The following is a 22,952-nucleotide window of genomic DNA, read 5'->3' as shown; positions in this document are numbered from 1 at the left end:
ATTCTTTTGTTGACTATCATTTCACGAGTGCCCACACAGATTGCATGGTCAAATTGTTAAAGAACAATCCGCTACGTTGCCGGCTTAAGTTGCCGTGCTCCGTGTCGGTGAGGTGGCATTATAGAGAGTTCGATCACGTTAGCAAGGGCAATTTCAAAAAAAATTCATCTTTTCGACTCGACTGTGCACTAATCAAACAAAAGCCGCGTTTTCCGATATTATTTGTACCGCTGAGAGGCTAATCTAACGATATAAACTTTAAATTTTAAGGCTCATCGATATGGTTTCATCTATACGTCCCTATAAAGGCACTTATCCTAATGTCGCTTCTAGCGCCTATGTCGACCCATCGGCTGTACTTGTTGGAGACATTACCCTGGGAGAAGATACCAGTATTTGGCCTTTGGTCGCCGCCCGCGGCGATGTTAACCATATAAAGATAGGAGCCAGAAGCAATGTACAAGATGGTACCGTCCTGCACGTCACCCGTACCAGCGCCAATAATCCACTTGGACACCCCTTGCTTATTGGAGACGATGTGACTATCGGCCATAAAGCCATGCTACACGGCTGCCAGATTGGCCATCGGGTATTGGTAGGGATGGGGGCTATCGTATTAGACGGGGCTATCGTTGAAGATGACGTAATGATCGGAGCCGGAAGCTTGGTCCCCCCGGGCAAGGTACTCGAAAGTGGCTTTCTATATATAGGCAGCCCGGTAAAACAAGCGCGCCCGTTATCCGATAAAGAGCGCACATTTTTATCAGGCTCAGCCGATAACTATGTCAGGCTGAAAAATGAGTACCTAGCAGAAGGGTAGGGGTCAATTGATTTCGATATCGCCATCTTGATTGAAATCTTCATCTTCAATCAAATTTTCGGCGATATCTTCCAAATCAAAGCGGCACTGGGAAAATGCATCGAGGACAGCCGCCTCGTCAGCCAGTGCCTGACCACACTTATTCTCCAGCCATACCCGGCTAACCCAGCAGTTAATCAATGCGCCGCCTTGTTGGGCCGGAAAATTAACGGCCTGACGTTCGCTGTCCCAGGTCTGTATATCTGCAAATAATATATCTTGGTTCATTGTCTTCTTTATTTCTGTAAGGTGCGGCGAAGCTCGCGCTGAACTTGTCTCGCTCCAGGGCGAAGACCCCGCCATAGCATGAAACTCTCAGCGGCCTGACCAACCAGCATGCCAAGGCCATCGAGCGTTACCCTTGCGCCAAGCTCTTTGGCCCAAACATTAAACGTGGTCGGCTCAGCCCCATATACCATGTCATAGCAAGTCACTTCGGGACGGATCAAGCTCGAAGGGATACCCGGAAGCTCACCACTTAGGCTCGCTGATGTCGAGTTGATGATCACATCAAACTCTTTACCCTCGAGTTCGGACAAAGACAACGCCTCGACCGGGCCATGGGAAGAAAAAAGCTCAACAAGCGCCTGGGCTTTTTCTACCGTGCGGTTTGCAATCGTTAATGAGCCAACACCCTGGGCCAATAGCGGCAATACCACACCTCGAGCTGCGCCCCCCGCACCGATAAGCAACACCCTCTGACCTTCCAGCAAGGTGCTGTGCTGCAGCAAATCCTGCACCAACCCCTCACCGTCAGTATTATCGCCAAGGATCACACCGTCATCGAGCTTCTTTAATGTATTGACGGCACCAGCAAGCCGGGCCCTCTCGGTCAACTGGTTGGCATAAGCAAACGCGTCTTCTTTAAATGGCATAGTGACATTACAACCGCGGCCACCAGCGGCAAAAAACGCCTGCGCAGCCTCTTTGAAACCGTCAACTGGAGCAAGTTGAGCATCATAGCTCATGTCCTGTCCTGTTTGACGGGCAAAAAGAGTGTGAATAAAAGGGGATTTACTTTGGGCAATCGGGTTGCCAAAAACAACATACTTATCCATATGCCGGGGTTCCGTGTTATCAAACCAATAAAAAAGGGCCAGTATTGCTACTGACCCTATCATTGCCGATTCAATGACTCAAACCCTTTAGGTCATTACCAACTTCGTGGCTTGAGGTAATTATCATAGAGGTCGGCTTCCTGCGAACCCGGTTCGGGGGAGTAACTGTATTCCCAACGGGCAAGGGGAGGCATCGACATCAGGATAGACTCGGTACGGCCACCGCTTTGTAGGCCAAACAAGGTGCCACGGTCATATACCAAGTTAAACTCAACATAACGACCACGACGATAAAGTTGGAACTGACGCTCACGCTCGCCATAAGGGGTAGGGTAGCGCTTATCGACTATTGGCAGGTAGGCATCTAGATAACCGTTACCCACAGCCTGCATATAATCAAAACTCTTCTCGAAGCCCCATTGGTTGAGATCATCGAAGAACAGGCCGCCAACTCCACGGGTCTCATTGCGGTGAGGCAGGAAGAAATACTTGTCACACCATGCCTTGTGCTCATCATAGACAGAATCACCAAACGGCTGACACAACGTTTTAGCCGTGTCATGCCAATGCTGGCAATCCTCTTCGAACGGGTAGAACGGCGTTAGGTCGAAACCACCACCGAACCACCATACTGGATCTTCCCCTTCTTTCTCGGCAATGAAGAAACGGACATTGGCGTGGGAAGTCGGCACATATGGGTTACGCGGGTGGATCACTAAAGAGACACCCATGGCTTCAAAACTACGTCCGGCAAGCTCAGGACGGTGTGCGGTCGCAGATGCCGGCATCTGTGTTCCGAACACATGGGAAAAGTTAACGCCAGCCTGCTCAAAGATGCGCCCTTCGCGAAGTACGCGGCTACGGCCACCACCACCTTGTTCACGCTGCCATTCATCCTGTTCAAAGTTTGCCTGCCCATCTTGTGCGGCAACGGCATCGCAGATCCTGTCTTGCAGATCTAACAAAAAGGCTTTTACGGCTTCTTTATTCACTTGCTGCATTATCTGTATCCTATCCTTGGCGGAAAATATTACCGGTAATGGCATCTCGGATTTCAGAAGGGTTATCTCGCCCTCCGGTTTCACCCTGCAAAATTGCCGACAGGCGAGTGCCCAACTGCGCTTCAACTTCGGCCACACTGCGGCCCGGTTCTTGGCCGGTCAGGTTGGCACTGGTCGATGTCAGGGGCTTACCAAAAGCAAGGCAAAGCTGTTGTACCAAAGGGTGGTCTGTAACCCGAACCGCTATGGTATCGAACTGACCAGTCAAGAAGCTCGGGACACCCGGCTTGGTTGGCATCACCCAGGTCACAGGGCCTGGCCAGGTGGCAAAAATACGATTTTTTTGCTCTTCACTCAACGCGCTGTCATCCACATAGGCGGTCAACTGCTCATAGTTGGCCGCAATCAGGATCAAGCCCTTTTCAACTGGGCGCTGTTTGAGTGCCAATAGTTTATTGACGGCGGTTTCACTATCGGGATCACACCCCACACCGAACACGGCTTCGGTAGGGTAGGCAATAACATCCTGCTGCTGCAGGGCTGCAACCACTTGGTTCAGGTTCTCCACAGGTACCTCTTTGAATTTACTGACGTCAGTTTTAACGTTCTGTTTACCTATATTACCGACTCCTTAGTAACAACTCCATGCTCGTTAATCATTGTTGCAATTTACCTGACGCAAACGTTTTCCTTCACAAAAAATACTCGTATAATGCGCGGCACATGCATTAATACCTCACAGTTTAGTTACCCCAAAGGAGATCGGGATGAAAGTTGGGATCATCATGGGCTCAAAGTCAGATTGGCCAACCATGCAGCACGCTGCTGAAATGCTGGACCGCTTCAACATTGCTTATGAAACCAAGGTTGTTTCTGCCCACCGTACTCCGCACCTGTTGGCAGAGTATGCAGAGCAAGCACAAGCACGTGGTATCAAAGTCATTATTGCCGGTGCCGGTGGCGCAGCCCACCTACCAGGTATGACCGCAGCGTTCACTAGCCTGCCTGTTCTTGGGGTACCCGTGCAGTCCCGTGCCCTAAAAGGGATGGACTCGCTACTTTCTATCGTCCAAATGCCAAAAGGTGTGGCGGTAGGTACCCTCGCTATTGGTGATGCAGGTGCAGCCAATGCCGGTTTGCTAGCCGCACAGATCATCGGTACCCAAGACAGCACCGTGATGGCCGCCATCGATGCTTTCCGCAAAGAACAAACTGACACCGTTCTGGCCAACCCGAATCCGGCCGAGGAAGCGTAATGAAAGTACTGGTACTTGGTGCCGGGCAACTTGCCCGTATGATGTCGCTGGCCGGCGCACCACTTAACATTGAAGTCTTCGCTTATGATGTCGGTACCGGCAATGTGGTTCATCCGCTGACCCAGCAGGTCATGCTTAAAGGACTCAATACCGCAATCACCTATTCTGATGTGATCACAGCAGAGTTCGAGCACATTCCCCATGAAATTCTCGATATCTGTGAGCAGAGCGGTAAGTTCCTGCCAACGACTGACGCTATCAAGGCCGGTGGCGATCGCCGCTTGGAAAAAGCCTTGCTGGACAACGCCGGTGTTGCCAATGCCAAATACCACCTGATCAACAGCCGTGAAGATCTAGATACTGCGATAGAGACTATTGGCCTACCGATGGTATTGAAAAGTGCCCTTGGAGGTTATGATGGCAAAGGCCAGTGGCGCCTGAAACAACGCGAAGATGCCGACAAGATTTGGCCTGAAATGGCCGAATTCATGGCCCAGACCGACAACCAGGCTATTGTTGCCGAAGAGTTTGTGCCGTTTGACCGCGAGGTTTCACTAGTCGGTGCCCGTAGCAAAAATGGCGATATCGCCGTCTACCCACTGGCAGAAAACACCCATACCGACGGGGTACTGAGCCTATCTGTTGCTCTGACAGGTAATGAAGAATTGCAGAAGCAAGCCGAGGCAATGTTCCGCTCACTGGCAGAGTCGATGGATTATGTCGGCGTGCTGGCGATTGAGTTCTTTGATGTCGGCGGTAAGTTGCTGGTCAATGAAATTGCCCCAAGGGTGCACAACTCAGGCCACTGGACCCAACAGGGTGCCGAGACCTGCCAGTTCGAGAACCACTTGCGTGCCGTCGCGGGTATGCCATTGGGCAGCACTGCATTGCTACGTCCGACAGCGATGATCAACATCCTTGGCGAAGACCGCCTACCTGCGGCTTTGCTCAGCGAGCCTCAGTGCCACATCCATTGGTATGGCAAGGAAAAACGCCCAGGTCGCAAGATGGGGCATATCAATGTCTGTGCCGAGTCCCAAGAGCAACTCGACAGCGTGCTAGCAACCATTGCCGGTCACCTTGACCCAGTGGCATTTCCTGCCCTTAAGCGCTAGACCATAGCCCAACAAAAAAGCCAGCTTCGTTAAGCTGGCTTTTTTCTGTCCGTCATTTCACCCAACAGGCAATAGCAATACCTAGCGGCAAGCTTCAGGACTCATCATTAACTGGTTCCTGGTAGGCATGGCAGCGCCGATCGGCACATTGCAGCTTGGTACCACTGGCCAACTTCTTCTCAATCAACAAACCAAAGCCACATTCTTGGCATTGGCCTTCCACCGGCTTGGCATTGACTGCAAAACGACAGGCCGGATACTGATCACAGGCATAGAACGCCTTGCCGTATCGTGACTTGCGCTCGACCAAGTTCCCTTTCTGGCACTGCGGGCAGGCAACATGAGTCGATTCGGCTTTTTTCTCTGGTGATTCAATATGATGACATTGCGGATAGCCACTACAGCCGATAAACATACCATAGCGTCCCTGGCGAAGTACTAGCTCTTCGCCACAATCAGGGCAGGGCTTACCGAGGTGCTTGACGATGTGGCCATCGTTTTGCGCCAAGGGTTTAATGTAGTCACACTCAGGGTAGTGGGTGCAGCCAAGAAAAGGGCCACGCTTGCTATTTCGCATCGCTAGCGGCGAGCCGCATTTCGGACATTGGTTGTCATGCTCTAGGGCATGCTCATGGGCACTGAATAACTGGGTGTTAATTTTTCCAGACATACTACTCAATTCATCTTCAATAACACCCGACCCATAAGGATTTAGTGTATATAACCATCTTCCATGCCATACAGCAGTTCTTCCATCTGGCTGTAAGCACTTTCATTGCCCGGTGCATTAAACAGCACCATCAAGATGATCCATTTCAAATCATCAAGGTTGAAGTCAGACGTCTCCAAAGCCATTACCCGGTCAATGACCATTTCGCGGGTATCTGCGCCAAGCACGTGAATTTGTTCTAGGTAAGTCAAAAATCCACGGCAAGAGATATCCATCCGCGACATTTCCTGCGCCGTATAAATACGCATGGCCGTCACGGAACTGGTGTTCATGTATGGGGTTTCTTCGGTTTCTTGCAGGGCCGCTAGCTTTTCAAGCCACTCGAGCGCCTTGTAAATATCTTCCTGAGGGAAACCAGCACGAAGCAACTCTTCGGAAAGTTCATCCTGATCAACCATGAGCTCCGCATCACTGTGGATATAGGTTTCAAACAGGTACATTAGGATATCCATCATAACTAGCCCCTCCTCGTTCTGACATAGCCACCTGGTACAGCAGCGACTACACCTTGCAATTCCAATTCGAGTAACTGCATCATGATTTCATGAACGGGTAATCCACTGCGTTCAGCAACTACATCTACGGGTGTTGCCTCATTGCCTACGTTAGCCAACAGCGCTGTAAATGGCAATTTTTCATTTTCAGGATGGGGGACTGAATGTGCCAACCGGCTACTTTTTGCACACTCTGTGAGTACCCCAACGTCCTCAAAGATATCGACCGGAGATTCTACTAATTTAGCACCGTTTTTTATCAGTGCATGACAACCTTTGCTCATCGGGTTATGGATCGAACCAGGAATGGCAAATACATCTCTTCCTTGTTCAAGGGCATAGCGCGCAGTGATCAGTGATCCGCTTTTTTCCTCGGCCTCAACCACTAATACGCCCACCGACAACCCGCTGATCACCCGGTTACGGCGGGGAAAGTTTTGCGGCCGGGGAGGCTCATCCGGCCAAAACTCAGAAACTAACGCACCTTGCTCGACAATCGAAGCCGCCAAATCACGGTGCTTGGCAGGGTACACCTTGTTTAAACCAGAACCTAATACCGCTACCGTCACACCGCCATTTTTCAGTGCGCCATAATGGGCCCGGCCATCAACGCCCAATGCCAAGCCACTGGTCACCACATAATCAGCCGCAACCATGGCCGCAGCAAACTCATAAGCTAATTCCAAGCCATCAATACTGGCGGTACGGCTTCCCACCATAGCCAGCTGGGGCTCATGCAGCCAATGGGGATCACCACGTACAAACAACAAGGGTGGGGGAGAGGGAATTTCTTTAAGTAAAGAAGGATAAAGCGGGGAGTCGAGAGCAATGACCTGCTGGTTTGGCTGCAAGTGCCACTCCAGGCAACTATCTATTCTTTTTTTCGGCGGGTTGGTTATATGCTGGCGTTGACGCTCAGTCAGCCCGAGTTCGGCCTGCTCACGGCTAGATAACTCAAGCAGTTCCGACGGGGTTATACGCTCCAGCAAGCGGCCAATTCGATAACCGCCTAACTGGGGCGCAGAAGCCAAAATGAGCCAATCAGTCAGAGAAGACATCTTGCCAATACTAGCCGGTTCGTGGCGGTACTAACTGCACGCCGGTCCTGAAAGGCTCTGTCGCCTTGGTCACCACAGCCAGGCTGAAATAATCATAAGGCCGGATCACCATCACTTCTCCGATTGGGATGTCCTTTAGCTGATGAGACTGAGACAAAGTCAGGGAGGAGGACATTATTGGGCTCTCTGGTTTGCTGTACTCGTAGGCTCCCTTATTGCCCATATACGTTGCGCCAGGGCGCAGGATATGGAATACATGGCCAGCAGCAAGCCCATCAAGATGCCCCCGATCCAGCACCACAACTTCATGAGTGGCGATATATGCCATTCCCCCCAACCCTGCTACAACTTTGGTATTTGTCGGTTCTTGGTAAGGGGATGGGATAAAACTCAACGCGGCCTTGCTAGGTGGTAACGGTGCGGGCAAGAGCACATCATTGGGCTTCACCTCTTTTCTGGCATCAGTCAGCAGCACTGCACTGGTGGTTTCCGTGACGGCAATGACTTCCCCGCGAGCTACTTCTTTTAACGTCGACACCTTTGAGGACTCACCCGACTCCAGCTCACGCTGCAGTTGCTGGTGAGGGCGGAAAATCCCCCATTTATCCCCTTTGATTAGCGGCTTATCCACCCATATCGTTTCACCACGGGGAATGTAGCCCTGGGCGCGGCTGTCTCCTATGACATGGGGTAGATGAGGTATATCCTTGTTGGCCAGCAACTTATCTTCGGCAAGATATGGCAACAGTAGTTGCGCCGGCAATGTCGTGACGGGCTTGGGCGACACTATAGCCCTAGGTGATAAATGCTGGCGAGGCTTGCGTTGCAAGCGGGGTTGGCCATCAACCCAATAGAGATAAAGCTGATCACCGGGATATATCCAATGGGGATCGGCCACCGTCGCGCGATTACTCTGCCACAACTCGGGCCAGCGCCACGGACTCGCAAGATAATACCCGGCAATATCCCAGAGTGTATCCCCTTTTTTAACCGTATAAACAGAGGGCGCATCATCAATTACATACAACTCAGAAGCTTGGGCATGGCTCGCCACGCCCATTCCAGCCATAACGACGCCAAATACCCACTTGCCAATTACTGTTTTCAATATTGTCATCACCCCACCACTAAACAATCAGGCAAACCGCTGCCAGCCACTGTGTCAGGCTGTCACCGAGCCCCTCCTGAGTCCAGCGCTGTACACTAGCTATCGATGAGTTTTCGGCCCGCTTCACTTTTCTCATGCTGCGATTGCAGGCTATTGAGGCACCAAGTGCAGCAATACAGGGTCCATAAGCCAAGGGATATAACGGGGTACTATGATTTGGCTTGTAAAATGACTAGAATTAGAACAATTAAACGATCCCTGTTATCAGTACAGTCTTTTAAAACGAGTATCTATGTCTTTATTGCAAGTATTAACATTCCCTGACGAGCGCCTGCGCACCGTTGCCAAGCCTGTTGAAGCCGTAACCCCAGAGATCCAGAAATTTGTCGATGACATGCTGGAAACCATGTACGACGAAGAAGGGATCGGTCTGGCAGCAACCCAGGTGGATTTCCACCAACGCATCGTGGTGATTGATCTGTCGGAAGAACGCAATGAACCGATGGTACTGATCAACCCAGAGATCATTGAAAAACGCGGCGAAGACGGTATCGAAGAAGGCTGTCTGTCAGTACCAGGTGCCCGTGCCCTTGTGCAGCGCGCAGCTGAAGTGACCGTCAAAGCACTTAACCGTGACGGCGAAGAGTTCACCTTTGAGGCAGACGACCTGTTAGCTATCTGTATCCAGCACGAGCTTGACCACCTTGAAGGCAAGCTATTTGTTGATTACTTGTCGCCGCTAAAGCGCAAGCGTATCCAGGACAAACTGGCGAAAATCAAACGCTTCAACGAAAAACACGCGAATAACGCCTAATTCGCCCACCAGATTTTAAGGACGCTACCTTGAGCAAACCTTTGAAAATTGTTTTTGCAGGTACTCCGGATTTCGCCGCCCGTCACTTGGCGGCGTTATTGTCTTCGGAGCATGACGTAATTGCGGTTTACACCCAGCCTGACCGCCCCGCTGGCCGTGGTAAAAAGCTAACTGCCAGCCCGGTTAAGAATATTGCGCTTGAACACAATATCCCGGTCTACCAACCAGAAAACTTCAAGTCAGATGAAGCCAAGCAGCAACTTGCCGACCTTGATGCCGACATCATGGTGGTTGTCGCTTACGGGCTACTGTTGCCACAAGCGGTACTGGATACCCCGAAACTGGGCTGTATCAATGTCCACGGCTCTATCCTGCCACGCTGGCGTGGTGCTGCACCCATCCAACGTTCAATCTGGGCAGGTGATGCCGAAACCGGCGTGACCATCATGCAGATGGATATCGGCCTTGATACTGGTGATATGCTGAAAATTGCCACCTTGCCTATCGAGCCGACTGATACCAGTACGTCGATGTATGAGAAACTGGCCGAGCTTGGTCCTGTTGCCTTAGTCGATTGCTTGGCTGATATTGCCGAGGGCAAAGCCGTACCGGTAAAACAGGATGATGCGCTGGCCAACTACGCCAAGAAGCTGAGCAAAGAAGAGGCCTGCATCAACTGGGCCGATGATGCTGAGCATATCGAGCGCTGCATCCGCGCTTTCAACCCATGGCCGATGAGCTACTTTGTGGTTGCCGAGCAAAATGTCAAAGTCTGGCAGGCCAATGTTGAAGCCGATAACCAAGGCAAAGCACCGGGAACAGTTCTGGCCGCCGACAAGCAAGGGATCTTGGTTGCTACCGGCCAAGGGGCACTTCGCCTGACCGAACTCCAGCCGCCGGGCAAAAAAGCGATGCAGGCACACGATCTGCTGAACTCGCGCCGCGAGTGGTTCGAACCCGGCACGGTACTGTAACCTTCCAAGGGCCAGTGCTTGCACTGGCCTTACTTTTTTCAACCCGCTGCCACGGCGATACGCCACTGGGAGCAGGTCAACACATCAGGAAATCTGCATGAACGTAAGAGCTGCAGCCGCCAAGGTTATCTACCAAGTGGTTGATCAGGGCCAGTCGCTTTCTACCGCACTGCCGGCTGCCCAACAAGATATCAAAGAGCGTGATCACGCGCTGCTCCAGGAGATCTGCTACGGTGTCCTGCGCTGGCTTCCTCGCCTAGAGTCGATTACCCAACAACTCATGGACAAACCGCTCAAAGGCAAACAACGTGTCTTCCACCACCTTATTCTTGTTGGACTTTACCAGCTAGGCTATATGCGTATACCTGCCCACGCCGCTGTGGCTGAGACCGTGAATGCCACCAAGAACCTGAAAAAGCCTCAGCTGCGCGGCCTGATCAATGCAATCTTGCGTAACTATCAACGCCAGCAAGAAGCCCTAGATGAACAGGCTACCAGCCATGATGCCGGTCGCTACGGTCACCCAGGCTGGTTGCTCAAGCTGCTCAAGGCAAGCTACCCAGAGCAACTTGATAGCATCACTACCGCTAACAATACCAAGGCGCCGATGTGGCTGCGTGTTAACCGCCAGCACCACACCCGTGATGCTTACCGAGCTTTGCTTGATGAGGCCGGTATCGGCACCGATATCCATTCGGAAGCGCCTGATGCCCTCAAGCTCCATGCGCCATGCGATGTCAACAAGTTACCTGGCTTTGCCGATGGCTGGGTGTCAGTCCAGGATGCTGCCGCCCAATTGTCAGTGGAATACCTCCAGCCACAAGCTGGCGAACTGATCCTCGATTGCTGCGCTGCGCCAGGAGGCAAAACGGCCCATATCATGGAGCGCCAGCCGGATACTCAAGTGGTCGCAATTGATTGTGACGACAATCGCCTCAAGCGCGTGCATGACAACCTCCAGCGCCTTAACCTAAACGCTCAGGTGCTGTGTGCCGATGCCCGTTACCCAGAGCAATGGTGGCAGGGCGAGCAGTTCGACCGTATCTTGCTGGATGCCCCTTGTTCGGCCACTGGTGTGATCCGCCGCCATCCAGATATCAAATGGTTGCGCCGCGCCGATGATATCGAAGCACTGGCCCAACTGCAGTCTGAAATCGTCGATGCGATGTGGCAACAGCTTAAGCCAGGTGGCACCTTGGTCTATGCGACATGTTCGATCACCCCACAGGAAAACAGCGAACAGGTTAAAGCCTTCCTTTCCCGTACAGCGGATGCCGAACTGATAGGTAGCGACCGCCAGCAACCGGGCCGCCAGATATTGCCTGGCGAACAGGATATGGACGGCTTCTACTATGCCGTTATGCGTAAAACAAGCTAACTAACTGATGACGGAACTTGACTATCAAGTTCCGTTTTTTTGTTCACATTTCGGGACCTTAAGCGGGAAAATCTTCGTGTTCGCTTTCTAACGCTGAAAACTAAGTTATTCTAAATGAGCAGAGTTCTGCATGACCCTTATCCCGAAGCGTAGTAACCTACAACGATTCTATTAATCAGGCATATGCTATGAAAATTATCATTCTCGGAGCCGGACAGGTCGGCGGTACCCTTGCCGAAAACTTGGTTGGCGAGAACAACGATATTACTATCGTCGATAAGGACCCTGAGCGCCTGCGCGAGCTGCAAGACAAGTATGATTTGCGGGTTGTGCAGGGCTTTGCCAGCCATCCCCGTACCCTACGCGAAGCCGGGGCACAGGATGCCGATATGCTGGTATCGGTCACCAACTCCGATGAAACCAATATGATCGCCTGCCAGATCGCCTTTACCCTGTTCAACACCCCAAACCGGGTAGCGCGTATCCGTTCACCGGAATACCTTAAAGAGAAGGACCAGTTGTTCCAATCCGATGCGGTTCCGGTTGATCACCTGATCGCCCCGGAAGAGCTAGTCACCGGTTACATTGAACGCCTGATTGAATACCCGGGAGCTTTGCAGGTGGTCGGTTTTGCCGAAGACAAAGTCGGCCTGGTTGCGGTTAAAGCCTACTACGGCGGCCCGCTGGTCGGTAACGCGTTGTCAGCACTGCGCGAGCATATGCCCCATGTCGATACCCGTGTTGCAGCGATTTTCCGTCAGGGTCGCCCGATCCGCCCGCGTGGCACCACCATTATCGAAGCCGATGACGAAGTCTTCTTCGTGGCGGCAAGCAACCATATCCGCTCGGTGATGAGTGAGTTGCAGCGCCTCGAAAAACCTTACAAGCGCCTGATGATTGTCGGCGGTGGTAACATCGGGGCCGGCCTCGCCCGTCGCCTTGAGCAGAGCTACAGTGTCAAACTGATCGAGCGAAACCCCGAGCGGGCCGAGAACCTATCGGAAATGCTGGAAAACACCATCGTCTTCTGCGGTGACGCGTCCGATCAGGAACTCCTGAGTGAAGAGCACATCGAGCAAATCGATGTATTTATTGCTGTCACCAATGACGACGAAGCCAACATCATGTCTGCGATGCTAGCCAAACGGATGGGTGCCAAAAAGGTCATGGTACTGATCCAGCGCGGCGCCTATGTCGACTTGGTTCAGGGCGGTACTATTGATATTGCCATTTCGCCACAGCAAGCCACGATTTCAGCGCTGCTGACCCACGTGCGTAAGGCCGATATCGTCAACGTTTCTTCGCTGCGCCGCGGTGCTGCCGAAGCCATCGAGGCCATTGCCCACGGTGACTCAACAACATCCAAGGTGGTCGGTAAGGCCGTCGGTGACATCAAACTGCCACCGGGTACCACCATCGGCGCGGTTGTCCGCGGTGAAGAAGTCCTTATTGCCCATGACCGTACCGTGATCGAACAAAACGACCACGTGGTCATGTTCCTGGTCGATAAGAAATACATCCCAGACGTCGAACGCCTGTTCCAACCTAGTCCGTTCTTCCTGTAGCAGCCATCATGGTTAACTTTCGTCCCATTCTGTTCGTGATCGGGCTGGTCTTATCTAAGATCGCCCTGTTCATGTATGTCCCGACCCTGGTGGCCTTCGCCACCGGGACCGAGGGCTTTATCGACTTCGCCACTGCCGTCATTATTACCCACACGGTGGCCTTCCTCTGCCTGACATTCGGCCGCACTAGCGAGTTCAAGCTCAGCGTGCGGGATATGTTCATGATCACCACCTTGGTGTGGACCATCGCCAGTGCCTTTGCCGCCCTACCGTTCGTCTTCATCAACCATATCAGCTTCACCGATGCCTACTTCGAGACCATGTCGGGGATCACCACCACCGGCTCGACAGTGCTCAGTGGGCTGGACAATATGGCCCCGAGTATCTTGCTCTGGCGTTCCACACTGCAATGGCTGGGTGGCATCGGCTTTATCGTCATGGGGGTGGCAATCTTGCCGATGCTCAATGTCGGTGGTATGCGCCTGTTCCAGACCGAGTCTTCCGACTGGTCGGATAAAAGCTCACCGCGGACCAAGAGTGTGGCCAAGAACATCGTCAATGTTTACCTCAGCCTGACCGGGCTGTGTTTCCTCGGCTACCTGCTGACCGGCATGAATACCTTCGATGCCATCAACCATGCCTTTACCACGCTATCGACCGGGGGCTACTCGACTTCAGATGGCTCGATGAACCACTTCTCCAACAGCGCCCACTGGGTAGCGATAGTGTTCATGTTTGCCGGCGGACTGCCATTCCTGCTTTTTGTCCAGGCCCTGCGCAAGCGTGAGGCCCGTACCTTGCTGAGCGATGCCCAGGTAAGAGGGTTTACCCTGTTGGTTTTCAGCGCAGGGCTTGCCGTGGCGCTGTGGCTGACCTGGCAGTTGGACTACCGTTTTATCGACGCCTTCCGCGTATCACTGTTCAACATCATCTCGGTGGTCACCACCACAGGTTTTGGCCTTGATGATTTCACCGCCTGGGGACCTTTCCCGACCATCATCTTTGCCTTCATCATGCTGGTCGGGGGGTGTTCGGGCTCGACCGCCGGGGGGATCAAGATTTTCCGCTTCCAGGTCGCTTTCGCCCTGCTGCGCAAGCAGATGATGCAGCTGATCCATCCTTCTGGCGTCTTCATCCAACGCTATAACGGCCGGCCGGTCACCGATGGTATCGTCCGCTCCGTGGTTGCTTTTGCCCTGACCTTTGTCCTTACCATCGTCGTCGTGGCCGCGATCCTTGGCATGCTAGGGTTAGATGCCATCACCAGCATCACGGGTGCTGTTACCGCGGTAGCTAATGTTGGTCCGGGAATGGGGAATGTAATAGGGCCGACGGGTAACTTTGCCACCTTGCCCGATCTGGCTAAGTGGACCCTGAGCTTTGGCATGTTGATGGGAAGGTTGGAGATCCTAACCGTGCTGGTCGTGTTCTTCCCGGCTTTCTGGCGTAACTAGCCCGAGATGTGGCCTGAGCAGAAAACAAAAGAGAGCCAACCGGCTCTCTTTTTTTATTCTTTGTTCATCAATGCCTAGACAGGCTTGACGTAGAAATAAATCGCCAAGAAATGCAAGACAGTGCCACCCAGCACGAACAAGTGCCAAATCGCATGGTTGTAGGGGATACGCTTGTTAACGTAGAACACTACACCAATTGAGTAAACAATCCCGCCTGCTGCCAACAATACCAAACCACCAGTCGCCAGCGTCATCGCCAGCGGGTAAATCGCGATTAACGATAGCCACCCCATGGTCAGGTATGTCGCCAGTGACAACCGCTTAAAACGATAAACAAAGGCAATTTTGAGAGCGATGCCTATCAGAGCAATGGCCCAAATCACCGCCATCAGGGTAATGGCAAGCGGTGTACGCAGGGTGATCAACAAAAAGGGGGTGTAGGTACCGGCTATCAGCAGATAGATAGCACAGTGGTCAAAGGTTTTCAGAGCCCGTTTGGCCCGCTCGAAAGGAATGGCATGATAGAGCGTTGATGCCAGGTATAGCAGGATCATACTGGCACCATAGATACTTAGGCTGGTAATACTGAGTGCATCGGCACCGTTGCTGACTGCCTGCACCAGCAACAATACCAAGCCGATAATACCAAACACCATGCCAAGGCCATGGCTAATACTGTTTGCCATCTCTTCGGTGACCGAATACCCCGATTCTGTTGCCAATTGCTCTGCCATTACTGTCATCCTAAATATAGAGTTTATGCTCAATATATTTGGCAGTATGGCACATTTGGCTTACAGGTGTAAGCTGAAATGGGCGTTTTTTGTGAATCGTTCTTATTTCACAGTTAAAGCATGCAAAATTCCACCCGCTAGGTTGTTTGATCTAGAAATGCCAGCACCCGCTCTCCCGCTTGTTGGGGATGCAAGCTGGCGGGGATCTCACAAAAACGCTCCAGCTCTCCCCGGCCAAGTAGGCCCGAGAGCATACCGCTGAAACCGCGTTGGCGGCGGTCTATCTCGAACCACATCTGCAACCCAGATTCATCTCGGAATGCCACCACCTCTAGCTCACGCCAACGGCCATGGTAAGGGCCCGATACCGGTACAAACTCAAATTCCTGGACAAACGGTAAATCAAAACCTTTGGCCGCTTCACATTCCACCTGGCGGATCCGAAGGCCAGCCAGTTCCAGTGCCGAGAACACACCATCTAACAAGGGGTCCGGCCTGACGGTCAGCAAATCTTTGTCTTTGGCATCAAATGCCAGTGGCATATCAAGATGGGTTTCGAGCCAGACATGGGAATCACCAATGGTGATGGGGGTATTGAAAGGCAGCGCCAAGCTGACATCAAAATGGCGCTCTTCGTTGGCACCAATGACAAACGAGTAGGGCAACGACCATTCAGCCAAACGGCAGGTCTGGGTGACCTTTTCCTTGCGGTGTTGGCTGTCACCCCGGCTGGTTTCCACTTCTTCTTCGTAGTGGCAACATAGGAACAGGTAAATATTGTCGATTTGCTGCTCCACCTTACCGCCATGGACCTGTACATCGACCTCAAGGGGTTCACCGGGGATCAGTACGCCTTGTGGCAGCACAGTATCGACCCGAGCCGAGCCAATTCCCAGGCTGGCCAAGCTTTTGCGGAATAATGACATCTGAGCATCTCCTTTGCTGCATACGCATGGCCAACAGAACCAAATGCGCACTTCAATATGAAATGATACTTATATTGCAGTGAACACTGTGTGGCTGCAAGGGGAGACTTGGCGATCTGGTGCACAAACAAAAAAACGAAGCCTCTGCTTCGTTTTTCCGGTTTAGCGCAATAGTTCGATGGTGGCCTGTCTGGCTGCATCCGGATCACGGGCCATGATACCGTCGACCACTTTCTGGTGCAGTTCAAGCTTGAGCAGCTTCTCCCGGGTAATCACCCTGAAGTAACTCTCGAATACTGCCTTGAACAGGTTGCCAAACGGACTGATGAAGTGGTTACCCGAGGCAAAGTAAATCAGTTGGTGGTAGCGGGTATCCACTTCCACCCAGCGCTCTTTATCAAATTGCTCGCCCAAAGCGTGCATTTCTGCCATCAGACGGCATAGCTCTTCGCGATCGGTTTCATTGGCATTAATGGCGGTCAGGGCTGCAGCCTCTGGCTCAAGGGAGATCCTGACCCGCTGGAATTCTGCCACCAGCTCACCGTGCTGCTCGAAATTGAGCCAGGCTAACAAGTCCTGATCGAGGTAATTCCAGTTTCGTTTCGGTAACACCCGGGTACCGATACGCGGGCGGGGCAGTACCATCCCCTTGGCCGCCAACATTTTGATCGCTTCGCGAATCGCTGTCCGGCTCACCCCGTACATCTCACCCAACTCGACTTCCCCAGGCAAAATGTCGCCCGGTGCCGTTTCGCCACGCAAGATCTGTTGTCCGATTGATTCTGCCAGTTTATACGACAAGTTACGGCTGGTAACCCGTCGCTGCTGATCGTGATCCATTAACTCCCTCCAGAGGCTGTTGTTATTGTCCTGCGTCCATAAATTCGGCAGGCACTTATTGCCAGCACGGCTGCATTAGACCACAAAGCGGCACCAGATAAACGGCTTATCTTCACAGATGACGAGACAGGTAACAATTCGCTCGTAAGCATGGGTAATAAATGAGAGGTAAATACTTTTGCCATGGTCAAATATCACTCGACTTAATCATAGGTTGTTGCTATTCTCGCCGCGAAAAATTAAACACTATTTTATTCCCGCAGAGGAACGGCCCAGCCAACAGCACAGATGCGGAAATATTGTATTCACTCTGGCCACGGAAGCGCCTGACTAATAGGTAAATCATGCGCCCAGCCTCGTTCGTCAGGTACAGCACACCTCGCAGTCCATCACGCCTGCGTAGTACCTCGCACGCCCCAACGCTAAAAAGCAAAACAACCAAAGCCGCTGTTCAATCCCTGCCTGTGACCCCAGCCCCGAAAACGGCTGATATCATCGACCGCAGCGAAAAAGCCGCGTAGCTCCAAGCGAGTATTCAGGGCAGCCTCCGGGCTGCCTTTTTATTTCCATCCATCTATTTGTATCCGTGCCAGCTTTGTTATAACGTTACCCACAATAAAAATATGACTATAAAGTTAACCAGCCTTTACTTAGTGGAGTTGTTATGAAGACCCATCGCGTCAATGAAATGATCGAGCTAATACACCCAGAATGGCTCAAAGAGCCGGATATGAACTTGGTCCAGTTCTTGTTAAAACTGGCTGAAGAAGCCAAGTTCGAAGGTAAACTGGAAGAGTTGACCGACGACGTGCTGATTTACCACCTGAAGATGCGCAACAGCGAAAAACAGGAAATGATCCCTGGTATCGCCAAAGATTGCGAAGACGACTTCAAGACCGCTATCTTGCGCGCCCGCGGCATCATCAAGTGATCTATCTGCTGGGCTGCCATGGCCCAGCATGCTCCCTCACGCTACCCAACCAGCACCAAGCCAGTTCACACTCTCGGCTATCCATTGCCTAAATTATGACCTTGCTAGCGTACTCCTCCACGCGGCTAGGATATACTCCCCCTCGTAACATTTATTTACCAATCTCTTACAATTAAAATGTACCGGCCAGCAATGTACTGGCTGCCGCTGCCTATGAAGCAGCATCCAAGGAAAGTAATGTCATGACCCAAGAGAAAATCAAGATAAAGGATGTCACCCCGCCAACGTTCAACCCCAAAACCCATAAAGGGGGCAGCGATCGCTTCAACCCGGGCAACCGGATCTATGTCCGGGCCGCCAAAGGGGTGTACCAACAACTACGGCGACGTATGGGCTGGTTGTTGATGCTGCTGTTCATGGGCTTGCCATGGATCCCTTACGGTGATCGTCAGGCAATCCTGCTCGATATCGGCCAGCAACAGTTCAATTTTTTCGGTACCACCCTTTGGCCGCAAGATCTCACCCTGCTGGCGACCCTGTTCATGATTGCCGCCTTTGCCCTGTTCTTCGTCACCACCTTCCTCGGCAGGGTATGGTGCGGGTATTTTTGCCCCCAGACAGTCTGGACCTTCATCTATATCTGGTTTGAAGAGAAACTCGAGGGGCCAGCAAACAAGCGCCGCAAGCAGGACAGCATAAAACCGACCGCCAAGCTCATTGGCCGCAAGATCCTCAAACACATTGCCTGGCTCGCCGTGGCCCTCGCCACCGGGCTGACGTTTGTCGGTTACTTCCTGCCGATCAAATCTCTGGTCATCGACTTCTTTACCTTAGGTACCAGTTTCTGGGCTGGCTTTTGGGTACTGTTCTTTACCGGTTGTACTTACGCCAATGCCGGCTGGATGCGCTCGATTGTCTGTATTCACATGTGCCCTTATGCCCGCTTCCAGTCCGCGATGTTCGATAAGGATACCTATATCGTCGGCTATGATGTGGCCCGCGGTGAAGCCCGTGGCCCAAGGCCGCGCAAAAAAGATCACAAAGCATTGGGCCTCGGGGACTGTATCGACTGTAACCTGTGCGTGCAGGTGTGTCCGACCGGCATCGATATCCGTGACGGCTTGCAATATGAGTGCATCAACTGTGGTGCCTGTGTCGATGCCTGTGATGAAACCATGGATCGCATGGGTTATGACAAGCGCCTGATCAGCTATACCACCGAGCATAAGCTGGACGGCCATAGTACCCATGTCATGCGCCCGAAGCTGATCGGTTATGGCGGCGTGATGGTCGCAATGATTGGCCTGTTCTTCTACCTGCTAGCTTCGGTACAACCCATGGGGCTAGATGTGATCCGGGACCGCAGCCAGCTGTTCCGGGTCAATAACGTAGGGTTGGTAGAAAATACCTATACCCTCAAGGTGCTCAACAAAACCCAGCAAGATAGCCTCTATACCCTGTCAGTCAGTGGTATCGAGGAAATCGAGTGGTATGGCCCTCAGCAAATCAATGTCGAGGCCGGTGAGATCTTTACCTTGCCTGTCAGCCTCGGCGTCGACCCGTACCTGCTACAGGGGAATATTGCCGATATCACCTTCACCCTGACACGGGAGAGCGACGGCAGCCAGATCCATACCGAGAGCCGGTTCATCGGCGAGCTACGCTAGTTGTTGTGCAAAATAGTGTAAAGAAAGGGCCATCAAAGGCCCTTTCTTATTATGATGTTATAATTGCGTACTATCTGTACCTAGTGGAAAGTCACGATGACACAACAACACGGCTTCAACTTTGCCGATCTCAACCCAGACCTGTTGCTCGATGCCCTCGATAGCATCGGCATCCGTGCTGAATCCGGCCTGCTACCGCTCAACAGCTATGAGAACAGGGTTTACCAGTTTGTCGCCGAAGACGGTGCCCGCTATGTCACCAAATTCTATCGCCCCCAGCGCTGGACCGATGCACAGATTGATGAAGAGCACCAGTTCACGCTGGAATTGGCCGAGCAGGAAATCCCCGTTGCCGCTCCTATTGCTATCGGCAAGCGTACCCTGCATCCGTTCCAACACCATCGCCTAGCATTGTTCCCAAGCATGGGGGGGCGCCAGTTCGAAGTCGATAACTTCGACCAACTGGAGTGGGTAGGCCGCTTCCTTGGCCGGATCCATCAGGTTGGCCAGCGCACCACCTTTACCCACCGCCCGACCATCGGCCTCGAGGAGTACCTCTACCAGCCACGCCAGGTCCTCGAAAATTCGGCGATGATCCCCGACCATCTCAAACATGCATTTTTTGCCGATCTCGATACCCTGATCCGCGAACTCGAGCAGCAATGGCATACTGATTGGCAATCTATCCGCCTGCATGGTGACTGCCACCCGGGTAATATCCTGTGGCGTGACGGCCCGCTGTTCGTCGACTTGGACGATGCCCGCAACGGCCCGGCAATCCAAGATCTGTGGATGCTACTCAATGGCGAGCGCCATGATCAGCTAGCCCAGCTCGACACGATTCTGGAAGCTTATAGTGAGTTTGCCGATTTCGATCAAAAACAGTTGCAACTGATCGAGCCTTTGCGCGGTCTTAGAATGGTACATTACATGGCTTGGTTGGCCCGTCGTTGGGAAGATCCTGCTTTCCCGCAGGCATTTCCATGGTTTGCCGATGCCAAATACTGGGAAGGCCAAGTGTTGGCATTCAAGGAGCAGTTGGCAGCCCTTCAAGAGCCGCCATTGCAACTGATGCCACAATGGTAATAATACTAATCACAAAATCGGAGAAATAACCTCGTTATTTCAGACCTTTGCTTTAAGGGAGTAAGTTGATCCATGTTTAAGAAAATCCTAGCTTTTGCCAGTGTGGCGCTACTGTCGCTGTCTGTACAGGCGGCAAAATTTACCGAAGGGGAATACTACAAAGTGCTTGAGCTGCCTAAATCCAGCAGCCCAGTGGTGACCGAGTTCTTCTCATTCTACTGCCCACACTGTAATAGCTTCGAGCCAATCATCCAGCAGCTGAAGAAAAACCTGCCGGACAATGCCAAGCTGCAAAAAAACCACGTGTCGTTCATGGGCGGCAACATGGGTAAATCAATGAGCAAAGCCTACGCGACCTCAGTGGTACTTGGCGTGGAAGACAAAATGGTACCGGTACTGTTTGGCCGTATCCATGATATGCAGAAGCCACCGCGCAACGACAACGAACTACGCCAGATCTTCCTGGACGAGGGCGTGAGCGCTGAGGACTTCGATGGCGCCTTCAATAGCTTCGCCGTGAACTCAATGGTCAACCGCTTCAACAAAGCGTTCCAGGACAGTGGCCTAACTGGCGTCCCTGCGATTATCGTTAACAACAAGTACCTGGTTGAAGCCGGCAAGGTTAAATCTGTTGACGAGTACTTCGAGCTAGTTAACTACCTGCTGACCAAATAAGCCTGAATAAGGTATCAGCACAGCAAGACAAAAAGGCCTACGGGCCTTTTTTGTTTTTATCCCGATATGCGCTCTTCCCTTAGCTCACCGTCTACACAACTTGTGCCGTCAACTGCCGCAACAACCTATCCATCGCCCGATAGCCCAGCGCTTCAGCAAGGTGCTTACGTTCTATCACTTCACTGCCAGCCAGATCGGCTATCGTCCGGGACACTTTAATGATCCGATGGTAAGCCCGGATAGACAAACCCAACTGGTGCAGGGCCGTTTCCAAAAACTCTGCATCCTGCTTTTCAAGCCTACAGAAGGTATCGAGCTCACGTGTTCCCAATAGGGCATTAACCTTACCACTGCGATCAACCATGGCCTCCCTCGCAGCATGTACCCGTCCACAGATCACTTTACTGCTTTCTCCTCGGTCACCGCCATCTGCCAGTGTCCCCCGGGGCAGGGCCGGGATCTCAATCGACATATCAAAGCGGTCCAACAACGGGCCTGACAAGCGGCTAAGGTAACGCAGGATAGCCTGCGGGTTAGTGCGCGATTGATTGCCTTCGTAAAAGCCACTCGGGCTCGGGTTCAAGGCGCCAATCAACTGGAACCGGGCCGGGAAGGTGGTCTTGCTGGTGGCGCGGGAAATCACTATTTCGCCTGATTCAAGCGGTTCGCGCAACGAGTCCAGCACTTTACGCTCAAATTCCGGCATTTCATCCAAAAATAAAATGCCGTTATGGGCTAGGGAGATCTCGCCGGGGCGGGGGACTGATCCGCCACCGACCAAGGCTGCCATCGAACTGGAATGATGCGGCGTGCGAAAAGGGCGCTGGCGCCAGTTGCCCTCATGGATGTGCTGCTGGGTGAGCGAGGCAACTGCAGCGGTTTCCATGGCCTCTGCAATAGACATGGGGGGCAACAAATCACACAGCCTAGATGCCAACATGGTCTTCCCGGTTCCCGGCGGCCCGAGAAACAGCAGGTTATGGCCTCCTGCCGCGGCAATTTCCAGTGCCCGCTTACCCTGCTGTTGGCCGATAATATCCTGCATATCACGTGCAGGTGTGCCGCTTTCTATGGGGCCAGAGGCCTCTGACTGGGCCAACACCAACTCCCCTTGGCCATGCAAATGGCTACAGACAGCAATCAGGCTTGGCGCTGATTTATGGCAGTCTTTCCCCACCAGCGCAATCTGATCACCATTGCCGTCAGGTGCCACCAGGCAGCGCTTAGCT

The 22,952-nt window shown here is 52.5% G+C and carries 25 protein-coding genes; 13 read left to right on the top strand and 12 right to left on the bottom strand.

What is annotated here, in order from left to right; translation table 11 throughout:
* Nucleotides 1-280: 280 nt before the first annotated feature.
* The gene (locus C9J01_RS28315; protein ID WP_107301408.1) at nucleotides 281-820 is read left to right on the top strand and encodes a gamma carbonic anhydrase family protein; all 540 of its coding nucleotides are present in this window, start codon (nucleotides 281-283) and stop codon (nucleotides 818-820) included.
* A 3-nt stretch (nucleotides 821-823) separates the two neighbouring features.
* On the opposite strand, the gene C9J01_RS28310 is transcribed toward C9J01_RS28315, so the two are convergent.
* The 4 genes from C9J01_RS28310 to tsaC form a co-directional block, all read right to left on the bottom strand.
* Entirely contained in the window at nucleotides 824-1,087 is a 264-nt protein-coding gene (locus C9J01_RS28310; protein WP_107301407.1) for a DUF1488 family protein, read from the bottom strand.
* Between the two features lie 8 nt (nucleotides 1,088-1,095).
* Entirely contained in the window at nucleotides 1,096-1,917 is an 822-nt protein-coding gene (aroE, locus tag C9J01_RS28305) for a shikimate dehydrogenase (protein ID WP_107301406.1), read from the bottom strand.
* A gap of 95 nt (nucleotides 1,918-2,012) precedes the next feature.
* Complete coding sequence (gene hemF, locus C9J01_RS28300) at nucleotides 2,013-2,918, bottom strand: oxygen-dependent coproporphyrinogen oxidase (RefSeq protein WP_107301405.1); 906 nt, start codon at nucleotides 2,916-2,918, stop codon at nucleotides 2,013-2,015.
* Between the two features lie 10 nt (nucleotides 2,919-2,928).
* Nucleotides 2,929-3,486 carry an L-threonylcarbamoyladenylate synthase type 1 TsaC gene (tsaC, locus tag C9J01_RS28295; protein ID WP_107301404.1) on the bottom strand — a complete coding sequence of 186 codons (558 nt, stop codon included), beginning with the start codon at nucleotides 3,484-3,486 and terminating at the stop codon, nucleotides 2,929-2,931.
* Nucleotides 3,487-3,685: 199 nt separating this feature from the next.
* Here tsaC and purE point away from each other — a divergent pair, with 199 nt between their 5' ends.
* Nucleotides 3,686-4,174 carry a 5-(carboxyamino)imidazole ribonucleotide mutase gene (gene purE, locus C9J01_RS28290; protein WP_107301403.1) on the top strand — a complete coding sequence of 163 codons (489 nt, stop codon included), beginning with the start codon at nucleotides 3,686-3,688 and terminating at the stop codon, nucleotides 4,172-4,174.
* Nucleotides 4,174-5,289 carry a 5-(carboxyamino)imidazole ribonucleotide synthase gene (locus tag C9J01_RS28285; protein WP_107301402.1) on the top strand — a complete coding sequence of 372 codons (1,116 nt, stop codon included), beginning with the start codon at nucleotides 4,174-4,176 and terminating at the stop codon, nucleotides 5,287-5,289. The genes purE and C9J01_RS28285 overlap by 1 nt, the downstream gene beginning before the upstream one ends.
* A 94-nt stretch (nucleotides 5,290-5,383) precedes the next feature.
* On the opposite strand, the gene C9J01_RS28280 is transcribed toward C9J01_RS28285, so the two are convergent.
* Genes C9J01_RS28280 through C9J01_RS28265 form a run of 4 tightly spaced genes read right to left on the bottom strand, consistent with a single transcriptional unit; the run spans nucleotide 5,384 to nucleotide 8,688 of the window.
* Nucleotides 5,384-5,959 (bottom strand): DNA topoisomerase family protein, encoded by a 576-nt coding sequence (locus C9J01_RS28280; RefSeq protein WP_107301401.1) that lies wholly within the window; start codon nucleotides 5,957-5,959, stop codon nucleotides 5,384-5,386.
* Nucleotides 5,960-6,000: 41 nt separating this feature from the next.
* Complete coding sequence (locus C9J01_RS28275; RefSeq protein ID WP_107301400.1) at nucleotides 6,001-6,474, bottom strand: DUF494 family protein; 474 nt, start codon at nucleotides 6,472-6,474, stop codon at nucleotides 6,001-6,003.
* 2 nt (nucleotides 6,475-6,476) lie between these two features.
* Nucleotides 6,477-7,571 carry a DNA-processing protein DprA gene (gene dprA, locus C9J01_RS28270; protein WP_107301399.1) on the bottom strand — a complete coding sequence of 365 codons (1,095 nt, stop codon included), beginning with the start codon at nucleotides 7,569-7,571 and terminating at the stop codon, nucleotides 6,477-6,479.
* A gap of 10 nt (nucleotides 7,572-7,581) precedes the next feature.
* Entirely contained in the window at nucleotides 7,582-8,688 is a 1,107-nt protein-coding gene (locus C9J01_RS28265) for a LysM peptidoglycan-binding domain-containing protein (protein WP_107301398.1), read from the bottom strand.
* A gap of 283 nt (nucleotides 8,689-8,971) precedes the next feature.
* On the opposite strand from C9J01_RS28265, the gene def reads away from it, so the two are divergent.
* From def to C9J01_RS28240, 5 genes are all read left to right on the top strand, one after another.
* Nucleotides 8,972-9,493 carry a peptide deformylase gene (gene def / locus C9J01_RS28260; RefSeq protein WP_107301397.1) on the top strand — a complete coding sequence of 174 codons (522 nt, stop codon included), beginning with the start codon at nucleotides 8,972-8,974 and terminating at the stop codon, nucleotides 9,491-9,493.
* A gap of 29 nt (nucleotides 9,494-9,522) precedes the next feature.
* Nucleotides 9,523-10,467, top strand: a complete 945-nt coding sequence (gene fmt, locus C9J01_RS28255; protein WP_107301396.1) for a methionyl-tRNA formyltransferase — start codon at nucleotides 9,523-9,525, stop codon at nucleotides 10,465-10,467.
* Between the two features lie 97 nt (nucleotides 10,468-10,564).
* Nucleotides 10,565-11,845: a 16S rRNA (cytosine(967)-C(5))-methyltransferase RsmB gene (gene rsmB / locus C9J01_RS28250; protein ID WP_107301395.1), complete on the top strand. Its 1,281-nt coding sequence runs from the start codon at nucleotides 10,565-10,567 to the stop codon at nucleotides 11,843-11,845.
* Nucleotides 11,846-12,033: 188 nt separating this feature from the next.
* The gene (gene trkA, locus C9J01_RS28245; protein ID WP_107301394.1) at nucleotides 12,034-13,410 is read left to right on the top strand and encodes a Trk system potassium transporter TrkA; all 1,377 of its coding nucleotides are present in this window, start codon (nucleotides 12,034-12,036) and stop codon (nucleotides 13,408-13,410) included.
* Between the two features lie 8 nt (nucleotides 13,411-13,418).
* A complete protein-coding gene (locus C9J01_RS28240) occupies nucleotides 13,419-14,864 on the top strand; it encodes a TrkH family potassium uptake protein (RefSeq protein ID WP_107301393.1) in 1,446 nt (481 codons plus the stop codon).
* 74 nt (nucleotides 14,865-14,938) lie between these two features.
* Here C9J01_RS28240 and trhA read toward each other — a convergent pair whose 3' ends face one another.
* From trhA to C9J01_RS28225, 3 genes are all read right to left on the bottom strand, one after another.
* A complete protein-coding gene (trhA, locus tag C9J01_RS28235) occupies nucleotides 14,939-15,598 on the bottom strand; it encodes a PAQR family membrane homeostasis protein TrhA (protein ID WP_107301392.1) in 660 nt (219 codons plus the stop codon).
* A 137-nt stretch (nucleotides 15,599-15,735) separates the two neighbouring features.
* Entirely contained in the window at nucleotides 15,736-16,524 is a 789-nt protein-coding gene (locus C9J01_RS28230) for a sporulation protein (RefSeq protein ID WP_107301391.1), read from the bottom strand.
* A gap of 162 nt (nucleotides 16,525-16,686) precedes the next feature.
* The gene (locus C9J01_RS28225; RefSeq protein WP_107301390.1) at nucleotides 16,687-17,364 is read right to left on the bottom strand and encodes a FadR/GntR family transcriptional regulator; all 678 of its coding nucleotides are present in this window, start codon (nucleotides 17,362-17,364) and stop codon (nucleotides 16,687-16,689) included.
* Nucleotides 17,365-17,708: 344 nt separating this feature from the next.
* Between C9J01_RS28225 and C9J01_RS29715 the strand changes: the two genes are divergently transcribed.
* The 5 genes from C9J01_RS29715 to C9J01_RS28205 all read left to right on the top strand — a co-directional run bounded on the left by C9J01_RS29715 (nucleotide 17,709) and on the right by C9J01_RS28205 (nucleotide 21,723).
* Entirely contained in the window at nucleotides 17,709-17,885 is a 177-nt protein-coding gene (locus C9J01_RS29715; RefSeq protein ID WP_158264605.1) for a hypothetical protein, read from the top strand.
* 143 nt (nucleotides 17,886-18,028) lie between these two features.
* On the top strand, nucleotides 18,029-18,295 hold the full coding sequence (locus C9J01_RS28220) for a YihD family protein (protein WP_107301389.1): 267 nt from the start codon (nucleotides 18,029-18,031) through the stop codon (nucleotides 18,293-18,295).
* 242 nt (nucleotides 18,296-18,537) lie between these two features.
* Nucleotides 18,538-19,962, top strand: a complete 1,425-nt coding sequence (gene ccoG / locus C9J01_RS28215) for a cytochrome c oxidase accessory protein CcoG (RefSeq protein ID WP_107301388.1) — start codon at nucleotides 18,538-18,540, stop codon at nucleotides 19,960-19,962.
* Nucleotides 19,963-20,058: 96 nt separating this feature from the next.
* On the top strand, nucleotides 20,059-21,048 hold the full coding sequence (locus C9J01_RS28210) for a serine/threonine protein kinase (RefSeq protein WP_107301387.1): 990 nt from the start codon (nucleotides 20,059-20,061) through the stop codon (nucleotides 21,046-21,048).
* A 72-nt stretch (nucleotides 21,049-21,120) separates the two neighbouring features.
* Nucleotides 21,121-21,723, top strand: a complete 603-nt coding sequence (locus tag C9J01_RS28205; RefSeq protein WP_107301386.1) for a thiol:disulfide interchange protein DsbA/DsbL — start codon at nucleotides 21,121-21,123, stop codon at nucleotides 21,721-21,723.
* Between the two features lie 91 nt (nucleotides 21,724-21,814).
* Here C9J01_RS28205 and C9J01_RS28200 read toward each other — a convergent pair.
* The coding region (locus C9J01_RS28200) for a YifB family Mg chelatase-like AAA ATPase (RefSeq protein ID WP_107301385.1) at nucleotides 21,815-22,952 on the bottom strand (1,138 nt) is incomplete at its 5' end.

The sequence above is a fragment of the Photobacterium rosenbergii genome (assembly GCF_003026455.1).
Lineage (GTDB): Bacteria > Pseudomonadota > Gammaproteobacteria > Enterobacterales > Vibrionaceae > Photobacterium > Photobacterium rosenbergii.
This window is presented reverse-complemented; position numbering and strand designations above follow the sequence as displayed.

What these genes read in the sequence shown, in the direction of transcription:
- C9J01_RS28220 (WP_107301389.1), top strand. Translation starts at nt 18,029, where the DNA reads ATGAAGACCCATCGCGTCAATGAAATGATCGAGCTAATACACCCAGAA.
- C9J01_RS28230 (WP_107301391.1), bottom strand. Translation starts at nt 16,524, where the DNA reads ATGTCATTATTCCGCAAAAGCTTGGCCAGCCTGGGAATTGGCTCGGCT.
- ccoG (WP_107301388.1), top strand. Translation starts at nt 18,538, where the DNA reads ATGACCCAAGAGAAAATCAAGATAAAGGATGTCACCCCGCCAACGTTC.
- C9J01_RS28285 (WP_107301402.1), top strand. Translation starts at nt 4,174, where the DNA reads ATGAAAGTACTGGTACTTGGTGCCGGGCAACTTGCCCGTATGATGTCG.
- trhA (WP_107301392.1), bottom strand. Translation starts at nt 15,598, where the DNA reads ATGGCAGAGCAATTGGCAACAGAATCGGGGTATTCGGTCACCGAAGAG.
- dprA (WP_107301399.1), bottom strand. Translation starts at nt 7,571, where the DNA reads ATGTCTTCTCTGACTGATTGGCTCATTTTGGCTTCTGCGCCCCAGTTA.
- C9J01_RS28310 (WP_107301407.1), bottom strand. Translation starts at nt 1,087, where the DNA reads ATGAACCAAGATATATTATTTGCAGATATACAGACCTGGGACAGCGAA.
- trkA (WP_107301394.1), top strand. Translation starts at nt 12,034, where the DNA reads ATGAAAATTATCATTCTCGGAGCCGGACAGGTCGGCGGTACCCTTGCC.
- C9J01_RS29715 (WP_158264605.1), top strand. Translation starts at nt 17,709, where the DNA reads ATGCGCCCAGCCTCGTTCGTCAGGTACAGCACACCTCGCAGTCCATCA.
- C9J01_RS28315 (WP_107301408.1), top strand. Translation starts at nt 281, where the DNA reads ATGGTTTCATCTATACGTCCCTATAAAGGCACTTATCCTAATGTCGCT.
- aroE (WP_107301406.1), bottom strand. Translation starts at nt 1,917, where the DNA reads ATGGATAAGTATGTTGTTTTTGGCAACCCGATTGCCCAAAGTAAATCC.
- C9J01_RS28275 (WP_107301400.1), bottom strand. Translation starts at nt 6,474, where the DNA reads ATGATGGATATCCTAATGTACCTGTTTGAAACCTATATCCACAGTGAT.
- C9J01_RS28210 (WP_107301387.1), top strand. Translation starts at nt 20,059, where the DNA reads ATGACACAACAACACGGCTTCAACTTTGCCGATCTCAACCCAGACCTG.
- C9J01_RS28240 (WP_107301393.1), top strand. Translation starts at nt 13,419, where the DNA reads ATGGTTAACTTTCGTCCCATTCTGTTCGTGATCGGGCTGGTCTTATCT.
- C9J01_RS28205 (WP_107301386.1), top strand. Translation starts at nt 21,121, where the DNA reads ATGTTTAAGAAAATCCTAGCTTTTGCCAGTGTGGCGCTACTGTCGCTG.
- C9J01_RS28280 (WP_107301401.1), bottom strand. Translation starts at nt 5,959, where the DNA reads ATGTCTGGAAAAATTAACACCCAGTTATTCAGTGCCCATGAGCATGCC.
- purE (WP_107301403.1), top strand. Translation starts at nt 3,686, where the DNA reads ATGAAAGTTGGGATCATCATGGGCTCAAAGTCAGATTGGCCAACCATG.
- C9J01_RS28265 (WP_107301398.1), bottom strand. Translation starts at nt 8,688, where the DNA reads ATGACAATATTGAAAACAGTAATTGGCAAGTGGGTATTTGGCGTCGTT.
- def (WP_107301397.1), top strand. Translation starts at nt 8,972, where the DNA reads ATGTCTTTATTGCAAGTATTAACATTCCCTGACGAGCGCCTGCGCACC.
- hemF (WP_107301405.1), bottom strand. Translation starts at nt 2,918, where the DNA reads ATGCAGCAAGTGAATAAAGAAGCCGTAAAAGCCTTTTTGTTAGATCTG.
- C9J01_RS28225 (WP_107301390.1), bottom strand. Translation starts at nt 17,364, where the DNA reads ATGGATCACGATCAGCAGCGACGGGTTACCAGCCGTAACTTGTCGTAT.
- rsmB (WP_107301395.1), top strand. Translation starts at nt 10,565, where the DNA reads ATGAACGTAAGAGCTGCAGCCGCCAAGGTTATCTACCAAGTGGTTGAT.